Annotated in this window: 15 protein-coding genes and 1 pseudogene; 3 read left to right on the top strand and 13 right to left on the bottom strand. The window is 55.5% G+C overall.

The window, feature by feature from the left end:
- The first annotated feature begins 8 nt into the window (after window positions 1-8).
- Both ENI00_RS09700 and ENI00_RS09705 read left to right on the top strand, forming a co-directional pair.
- Window positions 9-1,595, top strand: coding sequence for an ABC transporter ATP-binding protein (locus ENI00_RS09700; RefSeq protein ID WP_304101608.1), 1,587 nt, complete (start codon window positions 9-11; stop codon window positions 1,593-1,595).
- Between the two features lie 96 nt (window positions 1,596-1,691).
- A complete protein-coding gene (locus ENI00_RS09705) occupies window positions 1,692-2,477 on the top strand; it encodes an enoyl-ACP reductase FabI (protein WP_304101609.1) in 786 nt (261 codons plus the stop codon).
- 76 nt (window positions 2,478-2,553) lie between these two features.
- On the opposite strand, the gene ENI00_RS09710 is transcribed toward ENI00_RS09705, so the two are convergent.
- Both ENI00_RS09710 and ENI00_RS09715 read right to left on the bottom strand, forming a co-directional pair.
- Complete coding sequence (locus ENI00_RS09710; protein WP_304101610.1) at window positions 2,554-2,967, bottom strand: PilZ domain-containing protein; 414 nt, start codon at window positions 2,965-2,967, stop codon at window positions 2,554-2,556.
- 57 nt (window positions 2,968-3,024) lie between these two features.
- Window positions 3,025-4,851, bottom strand: a complete 1,827-nt coding sequence (locus ENI00_RS09715) for a DUF1631 family protein (RefSeq protein WP_304101611.1) — start codon at window positions 4,849-4,851, stop codon at window positions 3,025-3,027.
- A 116-nt stretch (window positions 4,852-4,967) separates the two neighbouring features.
- On the opposite strand from ENI00_RS09715, the gene ENI00_RS09720 reads away from it, so the two are divergent.
- Entirely contained in the window at window positions 4,968-6,047 is a 1,080-nt protein-coding gene (locus tag ENI00_RS09720) for a 3-deoxy-7-phosphoheptulonate synthase (RefSeq protein WP_304101612.1), read from the top strand.
- Window positions 6,048-6,077: 30 nt separating this feature from the next.
- Here the strand turns inward: ENI00_RS09720 and cobA are convergent.
- From cobA to accD, 11 genes and pseudogenes are all read right to left on the bottom strand, one after another.
- Window positions 6,078-6,836, bottom strand: a pseudogene (cobA, locus tag ENI00_RS09725) (uroporphyrinogen-III C-methyltransferase); the annotation flags it as partial.
- 95 nt (window positions 6,837-6,931) lie between these two features.
- The gene (gene serS / locus ENI00_RS09730; RefSeq protein WP_304101613.1) at window positions 6,932-8,206 is read right to left on the bottom strand and encodes a serine--tRNA ligase; all 1,275 of its coding nucleotides are present in this window, start codon (window positions 8,204-8,206) and stop codon (window positions 6,932-6,934) included.
- Between the two features lie 140 nt (window positions 8,207-8,346).
- Window positions 8,347-9,684 carry a replication-associated recombination protein A gene (locus ENI00_RS09735; protein WP_304101614.1) on the bottom strand — a complete coding sequence of 446 codons (1,338 nt, stop codon included), beginning with the start codon at window positions 9,682-9,684 and terminating at the stop codon, window positions 8,347-8,349.
- Between the two features lies 1 nt (window position 9,685).
- The gene (gene lolA, locus ENI00_RS09740) at window positions 9,686-10,348 is read right to left on the bottom strand and encodes an outer membrane lipoprotein chaperone LolA (protein ID WP_304101615.1); all 663 of its coding nucleotides are present in this window, start codon (window positions 10,346-10,348) and stop codon (window positions 9,686-9,688) included.
- A gap of 12 nt (window positions 10,349-10,360) precedes the next feature.
- The gene (locus tag ENI00_RS09745) at window positions 10,361-12,943 is read right to left on the bottom strand and encodes a DNA translocase FtsK (RefSeq protein ID WP_304101616.1); all 2,583 of its coding nucleotides are present in this window, start codon (window positions 12,941-12,943) and stop codon (window positions 10,361-10,363) included.
- Between the two features lie 13 nt (window positions 12,944-12,956).
- Window positions 12,957-14,192, bottom strand: a complete 1,236-nt coding sequence (locus tag ENI00_RS09750; protein WP_304101617.1) for an O-succinylhomoserine sulfhydrylase — start codon at window positions 14,190-14,192, stop codon at window positions 12,957-12,959.
- 26 nt (window positions 14,193-14,218) lie between these two features.
- Window positions 14,219-15,745 (bottom strand): amidophosphoribosyltransferase, encoded by a 1,527-nt coding sequence (gene purF / locus ENI00_RS09755; RefSeq protein ID WP_304101618.1) that lies wholly within the window; start codon window positions 15,743-15,745, stop codon window positions 14,219-14,221.
- A gap of 34 nt (window positions 15,746-15,779) precedes the next feature.
- A complete protein-coding gene (locus tag ENI00_RS09760; RefSeq protein ID WP_304101619.1) occupies window positions 15,780-16,316 on the bottom strand; it encodes a CvpA family protein in 537 nt (178 codons plus the stop codon).
- 91 nt (window positions 16,317-16,407) lie between these two features.
- Window positions 16,408-17,064: an SPOR domain-containing protein gene (locus tag ENI00_RS09765; RefSeq protein ID WP_304101620.1), complete on the bottom strand. Its 657-nt coding sequence runs from the start codon at window positions 17,062-17,064 to the stop codon at window positions 16,408-16,410.
- A 112-nt stretch (window positions 17,065-17,176) separates the two neighbouring features.
- Entirely contained in the window at window positions 17,177-18,481 is a 1,305-nt protein-coding gene (gene folC / locus ENI00_RS09770) for a bifunctional tetrahydrofolate synthase/dihydrofolate synthase (RefSeq protein ID WP_304101621.1), read from the bottom strand.
- On the bottom strand, window positions 18,462-19,388 hold the full coding sequence (accD, locus tag ENI00_RS09775; protein ID WP_304101622.1) for an acetyl-CoA carboxylase, carboxyltransferase subunit beta: 927 nt from the start codon (window positions 19,386-19,388) through the stop codon (window positions 18,462-18,464). The genes folC and accD overlap by 20 nt, the downstream gene beginning before the upstream one ends.
- Between the last annotated feature and the right edge of the window lie 18 nt (window positions 19,389-19,406).

Here is a 19,406-nt window from a genome sequence, read left to right on the forward strand (position 1 = left end):
GAGATGATATGAGTGAGTTGTTAGAGATCATCAATCTCTCGATCTGCTTTAATCACGATGAAAAAGCCGTGGATGACCTGTCGCTCAGCCTGCAACAGGGTGAAACTCTGGCTCTGGTTGGCGAAAGTGGCTCCGGTAAATCCATCACCGCGTTATCTGTGCTGCGGCTGCTTGATGAACGGCATGTTCGCTATCCGAGTGGTGAAATTCGCTATCGCGGCGAGAACCTGTTGCAGGCCTCGGAAAAGCGACTTCGGCAAGTTCGCGGGCAGCAAATCAGTATGATTTTTCAGGAACCGATGACGTCCCTGAACCCCCTGCACAGCGTGGAAAAGCAGATCAGCGAAACGCTGGCGCTTCACAAGGGCATGCGCGGCCCTCAGGCCAGAATACGCTGTCTAGAGCTGCTGCAACTGGTGGGTATCGACAACCCGGAAACTCGGCTTGGCGCCTACCCGCATCAGCTTTCCGGTGGTCAGAAACAGCGCGTAATGATTGCCATGGCGCTGGCCAATGAACCGGATCTGCTGATTGCCGACGAGCCAACCACGGCGTTGGACGTAACGGTTCAGAAACAAGTGTTGGAACTGCTGCAAACATTGCAAAAAAAGTTCGGCATGGCGATTCTGCTGATTACCCACGACCTGACCATCGTGCGTCATTACGCCAATCGCGTTGCGGTAATGGAGCACGGCAAACTGGTTGAGCAGGGAGAAACCGTCGCCTTGTTTGCGGCGCCCAAGCACCCCTACACGCGCAAGCTGCTCGATGCCTCGCCACCGGACGCACCTTTGGCCCAGCCCAGGGGGCACCAGCCCTTGTTGAATGTCAGCAACCTCGATGTGCGATTCCCTACCCGAAGGGGATTGTTCGGCAAGGTAAAGGAAGATTTTCACGCAGTGAAGCGTGTCAGCTTCGCGCTGGAACGCGGTCAGACGCTCGGCATCGTGGGTGAAAGCGGCAGCGGGAAAACGACCATTGGCCACGCCCTTCTCAAGCTGACGGCCAGCACAGGCGGGATTGCCCTCGATGGACAGGAACTGGCGGGATTCGATCAGCGCGCCTTCCGGCCCTGGCGACGACGTGTTCAAATCGTATTCCAGGATCCTTTTGGCAGCCTGAGTCCACGAATGTCCGTTGCCGAAATTGTTCGTGAAGGACTTCAGATACACGACCCCGAGAATGAACACACCCACGATCAGAAAGTGATCGCAGCCCTGAACGATGTGGGACTTGACCCCGAGGCCCGGGATCGCTACCCCCATGAGTTCTCGGGTGGGCAACGTCAACGAATTGCCATTGCCCGGGCGCTGGTGCTTCAGCCTGACCTTATCATTCTGGATGAGCCCACCTCCGCGCTGGACCGAACGGTTCAAAAGCAGGTTATCGAACTGCTACGGGATATTCAGGCACGCTATGGTCTAAGCTATATCTTCATCAGTCACGATCTGGCGGTTGTCCGAGCACTGAGCCATCAATTGCTGGTTCTGCGGAACGGAGCCATAGTCGAATACGGGAGCGCCGATGAGATCTTCCGCGCGCCAAAAGAGCAATACACACAAGAGTTGCTGAACGCGGCGTTTTTCTATCAGTAAAAAAATGCCACTATCACTACGACTATTTGAGCGTTACTCCCGCAAGGACACTTCGGGGATAATGCACCCAAATCAGGAACACAGGGAGAACAACTCATGGGTATACTCAGTGGCAAAAAAGCGCTGATTGTTGGTGTAGCCAGCAAACTGTCTATCGCATACGGCATTGCAGACGCCTTTGCCCGCGAAGGCGCAGAACTGGCCTTCACCTATCAGAACGAAAAGCTTCAGCCAAGGGTTGAGAAATTTGCAGAGGGATGGGGCAGCAAGCTCATCTTTCCTTGCGACGTTGCCAGCGACGAAGAAATCGAGAACGTTTTCAAAGAACTGGGCAAACACTGGGACAACATCGACATTATTGTTCACGCCGTTGGCTTCGCGCCCGGGCACGAGCTTGATGGTAACTACGTTGATGTAACCACTCGTGAAGGCTTCAAAATTGCCCACGACATCAGCTCTTACAGCTTTGTTGCTCTGGCCAAGGGCGCGCGCTCCATGATGCATGAAGGCAGCTCACTGTTGACCCTGAGCTATCTGGGCGCCGAAAAGGTTCTGCAGAACTACAACGTGATGGGCCTTGCCAAAGCGTCACTGGAGGCAAACGTACGCTACATGGCGGCGAGCCTTGGCCGGGACGGAATCCGGGTGAACGGTATTTCTGCCGGCCCTATCCGGACATTAGCGGCATCTGGCATCAAGAGCTTCCGCAAAATGCTGGCCGAGAACGCCAGGCGCGCTCCGCTGCGCCGGAATGTGACCACCGATGAAGTTGGCAACGCAGCGGCCTTCCTGACCTCAGACATGGCCAGCGGTATTACCGGCGAGATCATGTACGTGGACGCCGGGTTTAACATCACCGGCATGGGCGAACTGGAAGACTGAGCGCTTGCAGGTCAAGTAAATCAGGCGGGAGGCCGGTTGACCCGGCTTCCCTGCTCTTCTGAAGCCCGATAGATTACTAGAGCATTTCCATTGCGCTGGCAACAGCGTCTGTCCATTCCACATAGGCGGTCTGATCGGATTCAATGATCTTTACGCCAGTCAGATAACCAGCCCCGTCCGGACGGCACCAAACGACCTCTACCATCAGCGTAAACGGTTCTGGGTGATTGCCCAGTGAAACGCCGGCCGGGTATAACGCACCGGGCGATAGCGGTTCCTCTGAGAGCAAGCAAAAGCCGTTGGTCGAGATGTCGCGAATGCGACACACCCGCTCGCGGACCGACGTCGTTGGTGCGTCTGTAGATTCCGGATAGCGGGCTTCCAGCTCCAGTGTTACCTGTGCGCGGGCAACCAGACGATACTGCAGGCGCTTGTCTTGCCCTCCAGCCGAATCATCCTCTGTTCCAAACGTGTAATCAGTATCTTTCATCATCAGTCCTGGCTTTTATTCAGCAAGCTATTATTCAGTAAACAATTATCCCGCACGCTAGGAGTTGCGTCCGACACGAATACGGCCCACCACGCGGCTGAGCGTCTCGTCAAATTCAGCAGCACCACCCAGCACTCGCACACGTTTCTCGACAATGCCCAGAACCAGTTCGTGTTCCTGAAATTCGCGGCGGTTAAGGCCTAACCGGTCGACAAAGATCAATTTGCGAGAGGCATTGGTGCGAACCGCCAGTTTTAGCCGGCTGGCTTCCACTTCCTGTGTCTGCGCCTCCACAACAATCCAGCCACCAAGATTTATATCGTTCACCTGCTTTTGGGCCAGCTGTGTTGCCTCTTCATAGAGTCGCTCCAGCTCGGCTTTTTCATTGGCAACCCGTGTGCTTTCGGCCTCTTGTCGTTGGCGCTCCAACGTCGCCTGGCGGGCAGCTTCCTGTTCCCGACGCAACAATTCTATCGATTCCCGCTCCTGTCGCAGTGCATCGGCACGGGCCTTTGCAGCCGCAGCGGCTTGCTCGCGCTGTTTTCGCTGTTTTTCAACGGCCACTGCGAGCAGGTCGACCGTTTCTTCAAGTACCTCGCCAAAGGTTCTCTGAGCGACCAGAGGGCGAAGACTATGAGTGCTTTGCGCCTCACAAAATGCCTGCCAGGGCTGCAGGCCAAGCTTTACGCCTGCACCGTTTGTCCAGAGAATTTCTGCGGAGTCTTCAAGCAGGGCGAAAAAGTAACGGCGTTGTTCTTCAGCGCCTTCGCCTTCAACAAACCACCGTTCCTCGAAGGGTTGGAAATCGGCACGCAGGGGCGCTTCGAAACCGAGCCAGGCCGGATTCCAGAGAAAGCTTCCCGTCGCCGGTAACGCGTCCACCAACTCAGGCGTTTCTCCGCGCAATCTTGACATCATGACGGTGCCAATACCTGCAAGCGCGTTGGGTGTCAGTGGGTGCTCAAAAACGCGGCTCCAGACATCCGCGAGTCGATCCCCTATCTGCTCACCCACGTGATAAAGACGATCCCGGTCTTTGTCAGAAAGCGAAGGGTCACCAACCCAAACCAGCCATTCAAGCAGCTTGTTGCCATGCCGGCAGGTTTCCCCGTTAACGCCGCTTTCCCATACGGCTTGCTTCAGCAACTTCTGCCAATGATCAAAAATAAAATTGAGCACGTGCTGCGGAAGCTTTCGCCCCTGAAGTGCGCGGCCGATGAGCGCTCTTGACGTCTGTTCGGCTCGCCTCTGGCGGGCGGCTCCCTGCTCCGTATCCAGCAACCGCTGACGCAGCTTTCCAACCTGCGCGTTGCGCCTGACTGAATCTTCTTGCCACTGTCGGCAAAAGGCATCAACCACATCGGTTTTGCCAGCGTCGAACCCGGCAGACACAGCGACAATCAAAGCGTCAAGTTGTTCTGGTAGGGCTTTGGAGGAGCGCCCACCCGAATCACTCCAGCCTCGCCACTCCTGCAAACTGTCCAGCCAGCCCAGCAACGTATCACTGAACGCTTTGTTGCCATCCCGGTTCATGCGCCAGGCAAGGTAGAAGCGTAAACGCGCGATACGTTGGGCGATCTGGGAATTGAGCCCGCTGGTTTTCAGGAACACATCCATAATGCGATCAGCGACATAGGCCGCATTGATTTGCCGCACTGACCAGTTACGGTGTTCCGAACGAAGAACGTGGGTTACACGCTCGTTTTGTTGCTCCGTCCAGCATGAAAACAGCAAAGGCTGCCAGTCGCTTATGGTTTCCGGGGCTAGATTACTGGCGGGATACGGCAGGTCGGGGACGCGAATACCGGCGAGTACATTGTCAATTTTTTCCGCAACCGCCTTTCGCGAGGCCACCTGCTGCGACTTCGGCCTGTTATGTAACATCCATTCCCCGTGCTCATGAAGCGTTGAAAAGGCCCAGTAAATAAAGCAGTATAACGAACTCGCCGGGGTTGACCACGGCGCTATTGCAACGATACGTATCGGGGAAACCGCAGAACATGTCCGGCAACAAACTTGAGAATCTGAACGTGGCGAGTCAGGAAGCACTGATCACCCCTGAAACGCTCAAACAGGAGATGCCACTCTCCGAAAAGGCCGCGCAAACCGTGACCAACGGTCGCCAGGCGATCTATGACATCATCGATGGAAAGGATCACCGTTTGTTCCTGGTTGTGGGCCCCTGCTCTATTCACGACGTTGACGCGGCGCTTGATTACGCTAACCGCCTCAAGAAGCTTGCCGATGACGTCAGTGACACACTGCTGATCGTGATGCGCGTGTATTTTGAAAAGCCGCGAACAACGGTGGGCTGGAAGGGTCTGATCAACGATCCGCACCTGAACGACACCTTTGACATCGAACACGGTTTACAATTGGGCCGCAAGCTGTTGCTTGATATCAATGAACTCGGGTTGCCGGTGGCCACAGAAGCTCTGGACCCGATCTCGCCGCAGTATCTTCAGGACACCATTGCCTGGTCTGCCATTGGCGCACGCACAACCGAATCCCAGACTCACCGCGAGATGAGCAGCGGTTTATCCATGGCTATCGGCTTCAAAAATGGCACAGATGGCAGTCTGGACGTTGCTGTAAACGCCATGAAGTCGGTTTCGTATCCCCACAGCTTTCTGGGTATTGATCAGCAAGGACAGGTGGCGATTATCCGCACCAAAGGCAACCGGTATGGCCACGTGGTACTGCGCGGCGGCGGTGGAAAACCCAATTACGATTCGGTCAGCGTAGCGCTTTGTGAGCAGGCTCTTGATAAAACCGGGTTGCGCAAATCCATCATGGTGGATTGCAGCCACGCTAACTCCAGCAAAGACCCGGCAATACAGCCGCTGGTCATGCAGGACGTAAGCCATCAGATTCTGGACGGCAACACCTCTATTCAGAGTTTGATGATCGAAAGTAATATCAACTGGGGAAGCCAACCTCTGACCGATAATCTGGCCGATCTGAAATACGGTGTATCAGTGACAGATGCCTGCATCGATTGGGAAACCACGGAAAAAGCTATTCACGAAATGCGCAACAAGCTCAAGGACGCATTGCCGGGGCGCGGTAACCCAGGCTGAATGATACTCCCTGGCACCCAACGCTGACTGTCAGACAGACAGCGTTGGCAAACCTCCTACCCAGTCCAGTCGATCCCGCAACCCGACCACGTGGCCAATAATAATGAGGGTCGGTGCCTGTACTTTTTCCTCGTTTACCCGCTGCACGATGGTTTTCAGGTTGCCAGTCACCACCTGCTGGTCCCGAGTGGTGCCTTTGGAAATAAGCGCGACCGGCATATCCGCCGCCATACCGTGCAGCACCAGTTGTTCGCAGATAATGGGCAGGCCTACCAGCCCCATATAAAACACCAGCGTCTGACTGTTCTGAACAAAGTCCTTCCAGGGCAAATCGCAGGTGTTGTTTTTTAAGTGGCCAGTCACAAAACGCACCGACTGAGCGTAATCACGGTGGGTCAGCGGAATACCCGCGTAGGCCGCACAACCAGAGGCAGCGGTAATGCCAGGCACAACCTGAAACCGGATACCCGCGCTCGCCAGAGTTTCAATTTCCTCTCCGCCACGGCCGAATATAAACGGATCCCCGCCCTTCAGACGAACCACCCGGTAGCCTTCTTTTGCCAGATCCACCAACCGTTGATTGATCTGATCCTGCGGCAGCGCATGGTTGGCACGCTGTTTCCCCACATGAATTTTTTCGGCGGTTGGCGGGATTAGTGCGAGAATTTCAGGCGATACCAGGCGGTCGTAGAGCACGACTTCCGCTGACGTGATTAAACGCCAGGCTTTGAGTGTAAGCAGTTCCGGATCCCCGGGACCGGCGCCCACCAGCGCCACTTCCCCTGCAGAACTGTTTGGGTTCGACGTGACCGGGTTTACTCTGTATCGAACCGGAGCGGGCGTCGCTCGAACGCTCGCTCCCGGTTCGTTTTGGGACTTATCTGTCATTGAATACGCTCAACCCCGCCCATATAGGGCTTTAGGGCCTCGGGAACAACAATGCTGCCGTCGGCTTGCTGGTAGTTCTCCATAACCGCCACAAGGGCGCGACCAACGGCCAGGCCAGAACCGTTCAACGTGTGCACCGGCTCGGGCTTGCCAGTTTTAGGGTTGCGCCAGCGGGCCTGCATACGCCGGGCCTGAAAGTCTCTGGCATTGGAGCAGGATGAAATCTCCCTGTATGTGTTCTGACCTGGCAACCAGACCTCAAGATCGTAGGTTTTCGCGGCGGAAAAGCCCATATCGCCGCCGCACAGGGCGACCAGGCGATAAGGCAGCTCCAGCAACTGGAGTACTTTTTCAGCATGGCCGGTCAAGGCTTCCAACGCGGCGTCCGAGTCTTCGGGGCGAACAACTTGCACCAGTTCAACCTTGTCGAATTGATGCTGGCGTATCATGCCGCGGGTGTCGCGGCCGTAAGAGCCGGCTTCACTGCGAAAACACGGGGTGTGACAAACCATTTTCAGGGGCAGCTCCGCCACATCAAGAATCGTGTCTGCAACCAGATTGGTGACAGGCACCTCTGCTGTGGGAATCAGATAAAGCGGGTGCTCGCCCTGGATTTTAAATAGATCTTCTTCGAATTTTGGTAACTGACCTGTGCCATACAACGCGTCCGCGTTGACCAGATAAGGCACATAGGTCTCGGAATAACCGTGCTCCCCAGTGTGCAGGTTCAACATGAACTGCGCCAGCGCGCGGTGGAGTCGTGCCACCGGCCCGCGCATCACTGCAAACCGTGAGTGTGCGAGGCGTGTCGCGCCTTCAAAATCCAGCCCGTGAAGGGCTTCGCCCAACGTGACGTGGTCTTTGGGTTCAAAATCAAACGTTTTCGGCGTACCCCAGGTGCGCACTTCAACGTTGTCTTCTTCGCTCTTGCCGGTCGGTACGCCATCGTCCGGAAGGTTTGGAATACCGGCCAGGAAGCCATAGAGCTCTTCTTGCAACGTACGCAACTCTTCTTCAGCTTCTGACTTGCGGGACTTCAGGCTCTCAACTTCTTCCCGCAGCGGCTGAATGTCCTCTCCGGCCGCCTTGGCCTTACCAATCAACTTCGACTTTTTGTTTTGCTCACCCTGCAACGTTTCCGTGCGCACCTGAAGGGCCCGGCGGCGCTCTTCAAGTTTCTCAAACGCTGCGACGTCAAAAACAAAGTTCTTGATGGCCAGTCGACGGGCAATGTCTTCAGTCTGGTTGCGGACGAGCTTGGGATCGAGCATGGTTATCCTGGATTTTCCGGTTTGCGATGTATGGTGAATAACGGGCCATTATACCTGTGCCGACGCTGCTGGCTACCGCTGGGGTAACCTTGTGCAGAGCCGGCTGGAGGGCGGCTGTTGGACGAATCTGACAGGAACGATCAGCTGTGGCGTTTTTTGGGGCTCTGCTCATTCAGAGCGTCAAGCCGCTGACGCTTCTCTGAGAGCTTGATTTCCAGGCCACGGTTAACGGGCTCGTAATACCTGCGCTGATGAATCGCTTCTGGCAGGTACGACTCCCCTGCCGCGAAGGCATCCGGTTCATGGTGAGCGTAACGGTAGGAGTCGCCATGCCCCATGCTTTTCAGCAGCTTTGTAGGCGCATTGCGTAAATGCACCGGCACTTCGTAATCCGGATCCTGACGTATGTCTGACAGGCACTGGTTAAACGCCTTGTAAACCGCGTCGCTTTTGGGTGCAAGCGCGAGATAGGTGACCGCTTGCGCCAAGGCCAACTCACCTTCCGGGCTGCCAAGCCGTTCCTGGGCGTTCCAGGCCTCCATGCTCAGTTGCAACGCACGGGGATCGGCGTTACCGATGTCTTCGCTTGCAATACGCACAAGACGGCGAGCCACATAGAGTGGATCACAGCCGCCATCAAGCATCCGGCAAAGCCAGTAAAGCGAGCCATCAGGATCGGACCCTCTTACAGACTTGTGTAACGCGGATATCTGGTCGTAGAAAACGTCTCCGCCCTTGTCGAAACGGCGCAAACTGGTTTGCATGACTTGTTCAAGGTGCCCGGCATTAATCCGGTTTTTGCCTTCGCTGTCGGGTTCGGCCAAATCGGCGGAAATTTCGAGGATATTCAGCGCCCTTCTCGCATCACCGCCGGAGGCCGATGCCATTACGTCGAGCACGTCATCAGCCACCGCAAGCTGGCCGTCAAAACCTTCCTCGGAATTAAGCGCACGGGTGAGCAGTCGGAGAATATCCGCTTCTTCGAGGTTTTTGAGTACGTAGACCCGCGTGCGGGAGAGCAGAGCACTGTTCAGCTCAAAAGAAGGATTTTCTGTGGTAGCGCCGACGAAAATGAACGTGCCATCTTCGATATGCGGAAGAAATGCGTCCTGCTGGCTTTTGTTGAAGCGATGCACTTCGTCCACAAACAGCAGCGTGTCCTGGCCCTGCGAAAGCTTTCGGTTACGGGCACGTTCAACAATAGCCCGTATATCTTTTACGCCGCTGAGCACGGCTGAAACCGTCTCGAAGCTTAAGCCACCTACATTGGCCAACAGCCGGGCAAACGTTGTTTTACCAACCCCTGGCGGCCCCCAGAGAATCATCGAGTGAAGCTGCCCCTGCTCTACCGCTCGCTTGAGGGGCTTCCCGGGCCCCACGAGGTGTTCCTGCCCCACGTAATCGTCAAGGGTTTCCGGGCGCATGCGCGCGGCCAGAGGTCGAAACCCGACCTGCTCTGTGAACAGGTTGTTTTGCATATCAGTCTGCGTCCCCGATTACGTCAACGTCCTCCGGGTATTCAAGCTTGAATACGCTCTTATCGACGTTTTCGTTAAGCTGGATGTGGTCGAAGCTGAGCACGCTGAGCTGCGACAACGAGTCCCGCATACGCATTTCCTGCAGTTCCTTGTTCAGGAACCGCAGCTGCAAAGACACAAACAGCGAGTCTTCGCTTTTAGGTTCGAGCGTGAATTCCCGGGTGTCGTCGTTAATTTGACGCTCGGAAACCCGATAGGTTTCTTCCAGATTCGCCACTTCACCACTAAGCAGCAACGCAGGTGTCGTCTGAACGCGGCCGTCCAGACTGTGGATCGTGACCTGTTCAAGATCCGGGTCGTAAACTTCGACCGTATCGCCGTTACTCACAATAAACTGCGACAAGGCGCCATGGGTTTCCCAGTAGAACAGGCCAGGTCTTTTGGCCTTCAGGGACCCGCGGGTTTCCTGTACTTTGTTGCCGCTTTCGTTCACCACAATCTGGATGAAGTCGGCCTGATAGGTTTCATAGCTGCTCAACAGAGAAGCCAACTCAACGGCAGGGTTCTCTTTATTGGCGGCCATTTTATCAGCGGCCAACAGTGGATTGCTGAGCACCAGTGCCACAATCAGTACCAACAGGGGCTGCAATGAAAATTTTCGCATACGATACGACTCCTAGTCTCTCGGTGGGGGCGGTGCCAGGACTTCACGGGCACCGTTGTGGCCGGCTGAACTGACCACTCCCGATGCTTCCATGGCCTCGACCAGATTGGCCGCCCGGTTATAACCTATCCTGAACTTTCGCTGTACGGACGAAATCGATACCCGGCGCCCTTCGGTCACAAACGCCACAGCTTCATCAAACAACGCGTCACTCTCGTTGTCTCCGCCGTCTGATAAAGACGGCACACCCGGCAGGTTTTCTCCCTCCGCGCCGTCGAGCACACCGTCAACGTAAACAGGTTCGCCCCTTGCCTTCCAGGCACTCACAACGCGGTGAACCTCATCGTCATCCACAAACGCGCCGTGTACTCTGACAGGGAGCCCCGAGCCAGGTGGCAGGTAGAGCATGTCCCCGTGGCCTAGCAGCTGCTCAGCACCGCCCTGATCGAGCACCGTACGCGAATCGATTTTGGACGACACCTGAAACGACATCCGCGTAGGTATATTGGCCTTGATCAGGCCAGTTATGACATCAACAGACGGCCGCTGAGTCGCAAGAATCAGGTGAATACCCGCAGCCCTCGCTTTCTGCGCGATCCGCGCAATCAGCTCTTCCACTTTTTTGCCGACAATCATCATCATGTCGGCGAACTCATCAATCACCACCACAATAAACGGCAGCGTCTCAAGTTCCGGGCGCTCCTGTTCGTCGTTGGCCAGATAGTCATCCGGTTTCCAGAACGGGTCGCGAAGTGGCTCACCCGCAGCAACTGCGTCTTTCACCTTGCGGTTGTAGCCCGCAACGTTACGGACGCCCATGGTGGCCATCAAGCGGTATCTACGCTCCATTTCGGCCACACACCAACGCAATGCGTTGGCGGCATCCTTCATGTCGGTCACAACCGGCGTTAACAGGTGGGGAATACCGTCGTAAATGCTGAGTTCCAGCATCTTTGGGTCAACCATAATGAAGCGAACTTCCTCCGGCCCGGCCTTCAGCAACATGCTCAGCAACATGGCATTTACGCCCACAGACTTACCCGAGCCCGTTGTGCCGGCCACCAGCAGGTGCGGCATTTTGGCGAGGTTTGCAACCATCGGGTTGCCGCCGATGTCGTTGCCTAACGCCATCGTTAACGCGGAACTGGATTCAGTGAAGACCCTTGAACTCAACACTTCGCTGAGGCGGACAATTTCCCGCTGCTCATTGGGAATTTCGATGCCCACCACGGACTTGCCCGGGATAACTTCAACAACCCTCACACTCAATACGGCCAACGAACGGGCCAGATCCTTTGCAAGGTTGGAAATCTTACTGACCTTTACACCTGCCGCCGGTTTTATCTCAAACCGGGTGATGACCGGCCCGGGGTTAACCTCAACCACTTCAACGGAAACGCCAAAATCAGCCAGCTTTTCCTCAAGCAGACGTGACATGTGCTCCAGCGCCTCCTCCGAGTAACCGCTTTCCTTGTGTTCTTCAGGGGGATCAAGCAGGGAGATCGGCGGAATCGGGCTTTCAATATCCTCAAGCAATGAAGATTGGGCGTTTTTTCCACTAGTCGCTTGCGGCGGCTGCTCGTCTTTTTTGAACGGCGATATCTTTAGCGAACGGCTGCTCGCCGAAGAGGGTTTCGCTTTATCCGGAGCAGACGGCCGGGGCGCACTCTTTGCAGAGGCCTCGTCCCGGGAACTGAAGCTTTCCAGACGGGCGGGTTCCGGCTCCTGATTTGCGGAGAAACCTTCGAAAGCCGGTTCCACCCGTTCGCTCCCCGGCTTCTTCGGCGCGGCTTTCTTACTCGGCCCAAAGCCCGGAAGCCAGTGCCACCAGCGTCTATGAGAAGCCACATTTTCAGCAGGCGGGCTCATTTCGGGGCGTTTTTCACGGTTCTTTTCAGGGCTGTTTGCCGGGGGTGTTTTATTGGTCGTTTCAGGATTTTTGCCGGGCTTGTCTGAGGCAGCGAGGTTTTTCAGTGCCTGGCCAAAACGCAGCGTAAATCCGCCCAGTTGGTCCATTAACCAGAACCATGAAAGGCCTGCAGTAACGGTCAGTGCAAAGAGAAAAATCGCGATGAGCAACAGCGTGGTAGCCGGCAGATTGAAGAAACGAACCATGGCGTCGGCCACGTTGGTTCCCAGCACGCCGCCCGACGTGGCGCCCAATCCGAAAACTGAGTACAGAGAGAGAAGGCTGGTCGCTGACAGCAATATCAGCAGAAACCCGCCAAACCGCATCATGAATAGAGGCCAGTGCAGATCCATGGCGTCGTTTCTGCGGCGGATAAGCATGATAGCGTAGCCCGCGACCATTACCGGGAACAGATACGCAACATGCCCAAAGAAGTCCATCAACAGGCTTGCAAGCCACGCACCGGAACGACCAGCGGAATTGAGCACGTTTGTATCATGGCCGATGCTGGCCCAGCCAGGATCCGACGGATTGAACGTCACCAGCGCCATAACAAGATAGATGCACAGCGCTATGAGGCCAATGACGGCGCCCTCACGCGCGCCCTGCGCTGCCTGGCGTCGGAAACGAAGCTGTTTCTTCGTTGGTTCCTGTGGCGATTTCTTCGCTTTTGCAGATTCGGCCATGAATGCTCAAACGTTAATTGTTGCTTGCGTTCTGAAGCGCCTGAAAACCTCGGTATAAATCTGTTTTCAGGTCTTCGACTGCTTCTATTCCTACCGAGACACGTAACAGATTCTCGGTAATGCCTGCGCTAACCTTGTCGTCCGGCGACAATCGCCCGTGCGTTGTGGTCGCCGGATGGGTAATGGTGGTTTTAACGTCGCCGAGGTTTGCCGTAATTGAAATCATCCGTGTGGCGTCGACGAATTTCCAGGCTTCCTCTCGACCGCCTTTGAGGCAGAACGTCAGCACACCACCAAACCCTGTCTGTTGCTTCTTTGCAAGTGCGTGCTGAGGATGGCTTTCAAGCCCTGCGTAATAGACTCGCTCCACTTCCGGTTGCAGCTCCAACCATGTGGCCAACTCTAACGCATTGTCACAGTGGGCACGCATACGGATTGGTAAGGTTTCCAGCCCTTTATGAAAAACCCAGGCGTTAAACGGGCTCATCGTGGGCCCTGCCGATCTCAAAAACCCGTAAACCTCGTCCATGTATTTTGACGGGCCCACCACAACACCGCCTATACAGCGGCCCTGGCCGTCAAGATACTTGGTTGCGGAATGAATCACGATGTCCGCTCCGTGTTCCAGCGGACGCTGCAACACAGGTGTGCAAAAACAGTTGTCCACGACAAACAGGGCATTGTTGTCGTGGGCAATCATTGCCAGCGCCTCCATGTCCGCAATCTCGCAAAGCGGGTTGGACGGTGTCTCAATGAACAGCATGCGTGTGTCTGAACGCACCGCGTCGCGCCACTCGTCAAGATCCGTCAGGCCCACAAAGCTTGTTTCAACACCGAACTTCGCCAGGTATTTCTGGAACAACACGTTGGTGGTTCCAAAGACACCGCGGGAGCAAATGACATGATCCCCACTCTTGAGCAACGCCATGCAGGTACTGAGAATTGCGGCCATACCCGATGAAGTCGCTACAGCGCACTCTCCGCCTTCCATTGCAGCGATACGACCTTCGAATGCCTGAACCGTTGGATTGGTAAAACGGGAGTATATATTGCCCGGCTCCTCGCCCCCGAAGCGAGCCGCGGCCTGCGCCGCACTGGTGTAGACGAAACTCGAGGTGGGAAAAATCGCATCGCTGTGCTCAAGCTGCCCGGTTCGCAGCTGCCCTGCCCTCACCGCCAAAGTGTCCACAGACATACCGTCGAGATCCGATTCCGGAATGAGGACAGTTTCTTCACGGTAAAAAGTCATGAGCGTCTCCTGGCTAGGCTCGGTGTTCAGTCTTCGTCGTTATAAAGATCGATGATGCCGTTGTCTGTGGATCCGGTATCAACAACCCCGGACCGCGTGATGTCATTGCGAGCTTCGTCGAGGCGATTGAGATAGGCGGCGTCAATATCCCCGGTAATATACTCCCCGGTGAACACCGAACATTCCCAACCATCGATGTTGTCATTTACATCGCTGACGCACGTCACCAGATCGTTCAGATCCTGGTACAACAGCCAATCCGCTCCGATCAGAACGCGGATTTCCTCAACGGTTTTGTCGTGCGCGATCAGCTCGTTAGCCGAGGGCATATCGATCCCATACACGTTCGGATAGCGAACCGGGGGTGCCGCCGATGCAAAGTAGACTTTTCGGGCGCCTGCGTCCCGAGCCATCTGCACAATTTCTTTACAGGTGGTGCCCCGCACGATGGAGTCGTCCACCAGCATGACGTTCTTGCCCCGGAACTCCAGATCAATCGGGTTCAGTTTCTGGCGCACGGACTTTTTGCGCATTGTCTGGCCGGGCATGATGAACGTTCGGCCTATGTACCGGTTTTTGATGAAACCTTCCCGGAATTTGACGCCCAGCCGATGCGCCATTTGCATGGCCGATGTCCGGCTGGTGTCCGGGATAGGCATCACCACGTCAATATCGTGATCCGGATGCTCGCGCAGAATCTTGTCGGCCAGGGTCTCACCCATTCGCAATCGCGCTTTGTATACGGAGACGCCATCAATAATAGAATCCGGCCGCGCAAAATAAACGTGTTCGAAAATGCAGGGGTACAACCGGGGTTGCTCTGCGCACTGCTGGGTGTAAAGAGTGCCGTCGGTTTCTATATAAACGGCTTCCCCAGGGGCAATGTCCCTGACCAGGGTATACCCGGCGGCGCTCAGAGCAACACTCTCGGACGCGATCATGTATTCCTTGCGACCGCTTTCAGAGGTTCGCTCACCGTAACAGACCGGGCGAATGCCGTTCGGATCACGAAAGCCGATAATGCCGTGGCCGGTAATCATGGCAATAACGGCATAAGCGCCACGACAGCGCTGGTGAACGGCACTGACCGCTGAGAACACGTCTTCTTTTTTAGGATCAAGTTTGCCGAGCTTTTGCAGCTCGTGTGCAAACACGTTCAGCAATACTTCGGAATCTGAATTGGTGTTGATGTGCCGAAGATCTGTGCGGAACAAATCGCGACTGAGTTCGTCCGCGTTGGTCAGATTACCGTTGTGAGCCAGGGTAATACCGTACGGGCTATTCACGTAGAATGGCTGCGACTCTGCAGAGCTTGCGCTGCCTGCAGTGGGATAGCGCACGTGGCCTATTCCCACATTACCCGCCAGGCGATGCATGTGGCGGGTGTGAAAGACGTCTCGAACCAGACCGTTATCCTTGCGCAGATAAAAGCGTTCATCCTGAAAGGTTACTATGCCCGCCGCATCCTGGCCCCGGTGCTGAAGAACAGTCAGCGCATCATAGAGCGACTGATTGACGTTGGAAGTACTGACGATGCCGACAATGCCACACATGGATAAGGTGATCTCCGAGTGTTAATTCTGAGTGTTAGCGAGACGCAGACGTGGGTTCCACGGCCTTCTGGATATCCGGTCCCAGAAAACGGGCGAACTCATCACCAAACGTTCTCCTGGACCAGTCTTCAACCACCGCAAGGCGATTTATCATAACGGATGTCCTCCACCAGGTGTCCTGAGCCAGAGGGGTATAACGGATAAATGCGATTGCGACGATAACAACAACGATCCCCCGTAGCAGGCCAAAACCCATACCCAGAACTCGGTCCGTGGCAGAGAGGCCGGTCGCGCGGACAAGATGTCCGATCATGTTATTGATGATAGCGCCGACAATCAGCGTTCCAAAAAAGAGAATGGCAAACGCGGCTATGAGGCGCACAAGCGGTGTTTCAACTGTGCCCTCGAGCAAGGCTTGCATCTGGGGGTGAAAGGTTCGAGCCAGAATGAATGCACCAACCCATGTTACCAGAGACAGAGCTTCTTTAACGAAGCCCCGTTTCAGGCTGATGAGCGTGGAAACTGTAATCAGGGCGATGATGACCCAGTCAATCCAGATCAGCGCTTCCATGAAAATCCATGTGAAGAAAAGGAAGCGCGGATTCTATCAGGAAACGCGGGCTCGCCAAACCGTCGAAACGATATAATGCAGGCTGAAAGCGTTATTTATCGCCGGAAGTGACCAGGCTGTTCAAACTGAACGCTTTGTCCAGTGCGCCTTTTGCTGATTCGGCTTCGGTTTTTTCCGCGAAAGGCCCGCTAAAAACCCGAGTCAGTGTGCTGTCGCCCCGAACAACTTCCTGAAGATGAGAATTGAAACCCTTCTCACGGACTTTGTCACGAAGGCGTCGGGCGTTATCGCTGTTGCCAAAGCTGCCAAGCTGAACAACCCAGGCGCCTTCGAGGGAGCGCGTAAATTCTGCGCTTGCCTGTGCGGTGTTTTCTGAAGCTGTGGCTTCGGTTTTCACCGGTGCGGCTGCTTCCGGCTTTGAATCCTTGCGGACAGGTTCAGAAACCTTGCGATCAGGCTTTGGCTCACTGCGATTGTCAGCAGTATTACCGGCCATTTTTTCGCTTTCCAGAATGCGATAGTCCTTCGTGGTCGATCCGCTCTTCTCGGGCTCAACCTGCTCATATTGGGGCGGTGGCGGTGCTTCAGAGGCTGGTGCTTGAACTTCCGGGAAAGGGGGTTCTTCGGGAATATTGATTGAAGTAGACGTGCGGTCCAGGTGCGGCTCATCAAATACCATGGGTACAAAGATAACGGCCAGCGAAATCAGAACCAGCGCACCGATTATTCTTTGTTTAAGTCCATCCACGTTGCTTGACTCCCCCTCTGGTTGACCACGCACATACTAACCGCCCGCTTGTCATAACTCAAAGCGCTGCACCGCGCCATGGACAAAGTTTAAGGCACCAGAGCAGGTTGATTCAAATGAGGAACCTGCGCGCTTCTGCAACCGTAAAAAACGAACCAAATACAATAACGACGTCATTCGGGGCTGCGCCAGCCTTGGCAGCCGCAATGGCCTCAACCACCGTATCGTATTGGCTCACAGTATCCGGTGCCGGCAATTCAAGCCTGGCCAGCAGTGCATCTGAACTCAGACCACGCGGCCTATCCAGCCCCGCCAGGTACCATTGGTCGACAACCGAAGCCATCGCGTGAGCCACACCTTTCACATCCTTGTCTGCAAGCGCGGCATAAACGGCATGGATTTTCCGATGCGCCCCCGGCAGATCTTTAAGTCTTGCTGAAAGCCACCGCGCAGCATGGGGATTGTGCCCTACATCCACATAAAGGTCTGGCGCGCTTTCCAGTCGCTCAAACCGCCCCGGCGCTTTGACACAAAGCAGTGCCGCCTCGATCGCCGCCTGGTCCATGTGAGGCTCCAGCGTGCGCAGCGCCATAACAGCAGCAGCTACACTTTGGACGGGAAGAGGCCCCGAGGGCAATCTGAGAACGCTGTCCTGAACGTGGAGCCTTGTTGTTCTCTCACCCGTGCCGGTAATGGCTTCGCAGATTGTATAATCGTGCCCGGCGCGAACCAGGGCGACCTTCTGGGCCGTGGCCTGTTGGAGTACCGAACGCGGCGGATCCATATCCGCAATCACGGCCGCTATCCCTGGGCGAAGAATACCGGCTTTTTCAAACCCGATAACCTCGCGGTTATCCCCCAGAAAGGCCACGTGATCAATGTCGATGGACGTTATGATTGCAACATCGGCATCCATAACGTTCACCGCGTCCAGACGACCGCCGAGCCCAACTTCGAGAATCCAGTCCTGCACACCGGAACCTTCCAACGCGACCAGCGCCGCCAAGGTGCCGAACTCGAAATACGTCAGTGTGACAGTGCCTCGAGCAGCTTCTACCTTTTCGAACGCCGAAATCAGGAGCGTATCGTCAATATCCTGCCCATCAATACGGATTCGTTCGTTGTATGTCTGAAGGTGAGGTGACGTGTAGGCACCCGTGCGCCTGCCTGCAGACTGCAAGAGCGTTTCGAGAGTCGCAACGGTGCTGCCCTTGCCGTTGGTGCCGGCAACCGTGATGATTCGTGCGGTGGGCTTTTTGCGGAACAACCGGCGCAAAACCACCAGAACCCGGTCAAGCCCGAGATCTATCTCGGCGGGGTGTATGGACTCAAGCCAGGATAACCACTGATCAAGCGTGGCACCTGCCCCCGGGGGTGCCGGGGGCTGAGGTTTGTGTTTACTCTGCGGGGGGTTCAATGTCCGGCTTTTCCGATATTTCAAATTCGATGGGATCTTCTGTGGCGGGGCGCTCCTCGCCGGCAAATTTTGCCAGCACGTGAGCAATGCGTTCGCGCATCTGGTGACGATGCAAAATCATGTCGATGGCACCGTGATCCAGCAGAAATTCACTGCGCTGGAAACCTTCTGGCAGCTTTTCGCGAACCGTCTGCTCAATAACGCGAGGGCCCGCGAACCCGATCAGCGCGTTCGGCTCGGCAATATTAAGATCGCCCAACATGGCCAGACTCGCAGAGACTCCGCCAAAAACAGGATCCGTCATCACTGAGATGTAAGGAATGCCCTCTTGCTTCATACGCTCAAGCACCGCCGCCGTTTTGGCCATCTGCATCAGCGAGAGTATGGCCTCTTGCATACGGGCACCGCCGCTGGCGGAAAAACAGACCAGCGGGATGCGTTCAGCCAGCGCAACGTTTGCAGCCTGGACAAACTTTTCACCCACAACCTGCCCCATTGACCCGCCCATGAAACCGAATTCAAACGAGCACGCCACCAGGGGGACATTCAGTGTTTTACCCTTCATGGCGATAAGAGCGTCTTTCTCCCCCGTGGCCTTCTGAGCCTGGGCAAGACGTTCCTTATAGCGCTTGGTATCCTTGAACTTCAATCGATCCCAAGGCTCAAGGTTGGCGCCAATTTCCTCACGACCTTCTTCATCAAGGAAAATGTCCAGGCGGCGTCGGGCGTCGACCCTCAGGTGATGATTGCATTTCGGGCAAACATCCAGGTTTTTTTCCAGCTCCGGCTTATAAAGAAAGGCCCCGCATTTCGGGCATTTTTTCCAAAGCCCCTCGGGAACACCGGTTCTGCGATTGGATTCCGAGCGAATCTTGCCCGGCATTATCTTGTCCAGCCAGTTACTCATGGTTTTATCCTGTCCTTT

Origin of the sequence: Marinobacter antarcticus (genome assembly GCF_011049865.1) — a bacterium.
GTDB lineage: Bacteria > Pseudomonadota > Gammaproteobacteria > Pseudomonadales > Oleiphilaceae > Marinobacter > Marinobacter antarcticus_A.

What these genes read in the sequence shown, in the direction of transcription:
- accD (WP_304101622.1), bottom strand. Translation starts at nt 19,388, where the DNA reads ATGAGTAACTGGCTGGACAAGATAATGCCGGGCAAGATTCGCTCGGAA.
- ENI00_RS09700 (WP_304101608.1), top strand. Translation starts at nt 9, where the DNA reads ATGAGTGAGTTGTTAGAGATCATCAATCTCTCGATCTGCTTTAATCAC.
- purF (WP_304101618.1), bottom strand. Translation starts at nt 15,745, where the DNA reads ATGTGTGGCATTGTCGGCATCGTCAGTACTTCCAACGTCAATCAGTCG.
- ENI00_RS09735 (WP_304101614.1), bottom strand. Translation starts at nt 9,684, where the DNA reads ATGCAAAACAACCTGTTCACAGAGCAGGTCGGGTTTCGACCTCTGGCC.
- ENI00_RS09710 (WP_304101610.1), bottom strand. Translation starts at nt 2,967, where the DNA reads ATGAAAGATACTGATTACACGTTTGGAACAGAGGATGATTCGGCTGGA.
- ENI00_RS09720 (WP_304101612.1), top strand. Translation starts at nt 4,968, where the DNA reads ATGTCCGGCAACAAACTTGAGAATCTGAACGTGGCGAGTCAGGAAGCA.
- lolA (WP_304101615.1), bottom strand. Translation starts at nt 10,348, where the DNA reads ATGCGAAAATTTTCATTGCAGCCCCTGTTGGTACTGATTGTGGCACTG.
- ENI00_RS09745 (WP_304101616.1), bottom strand. Translation starts at nt 12,943, where the DNA reads ATGGCCGAATCTGCAAAAGCGAAGAAATCGCCACAGGAACCAACGAAG.
- ENI00_RS09705 (WP_304101609.1), top strand. Translation starts at nt 1,692, where the DNA reads ATGGGTATACTCAGTGGCAAAAAAGCGCTGATTGTTGGTGTAGCCAGC.
- ENI00_RS09715 (WP_304101611.1), bottom strand. Translation starts at nt 4,851, where the DNA reads ATGTTACATAACAGGCCGAAGTCGCAGCAGGTGGCCTCGCGAAAGGCG.
- ENI00_RS09750 (WP_304101617.1), bottom strand. Translation starts at nt 14,192, where the DNA reads ATGACTTTTTACCGTGAAGAAACTGTCCTCATTCCGGAATCGGATCTC.
- serS (WP_304101613.1), bottom strand. Translation starts at nt 8,206, where the DNA reads ATGCTCGATCCCAAGCTCGTCCGCAACCAGACTGAAGACATTGCCCGT.
- ENI00_RS09760 (WP_304101619.1), bottom strand. Translation starts at nt 16,316, where the DNA reads ATGGAAGCGCTGATCTGGATTGACTGGGTCATCATCGCCCTGATTACA.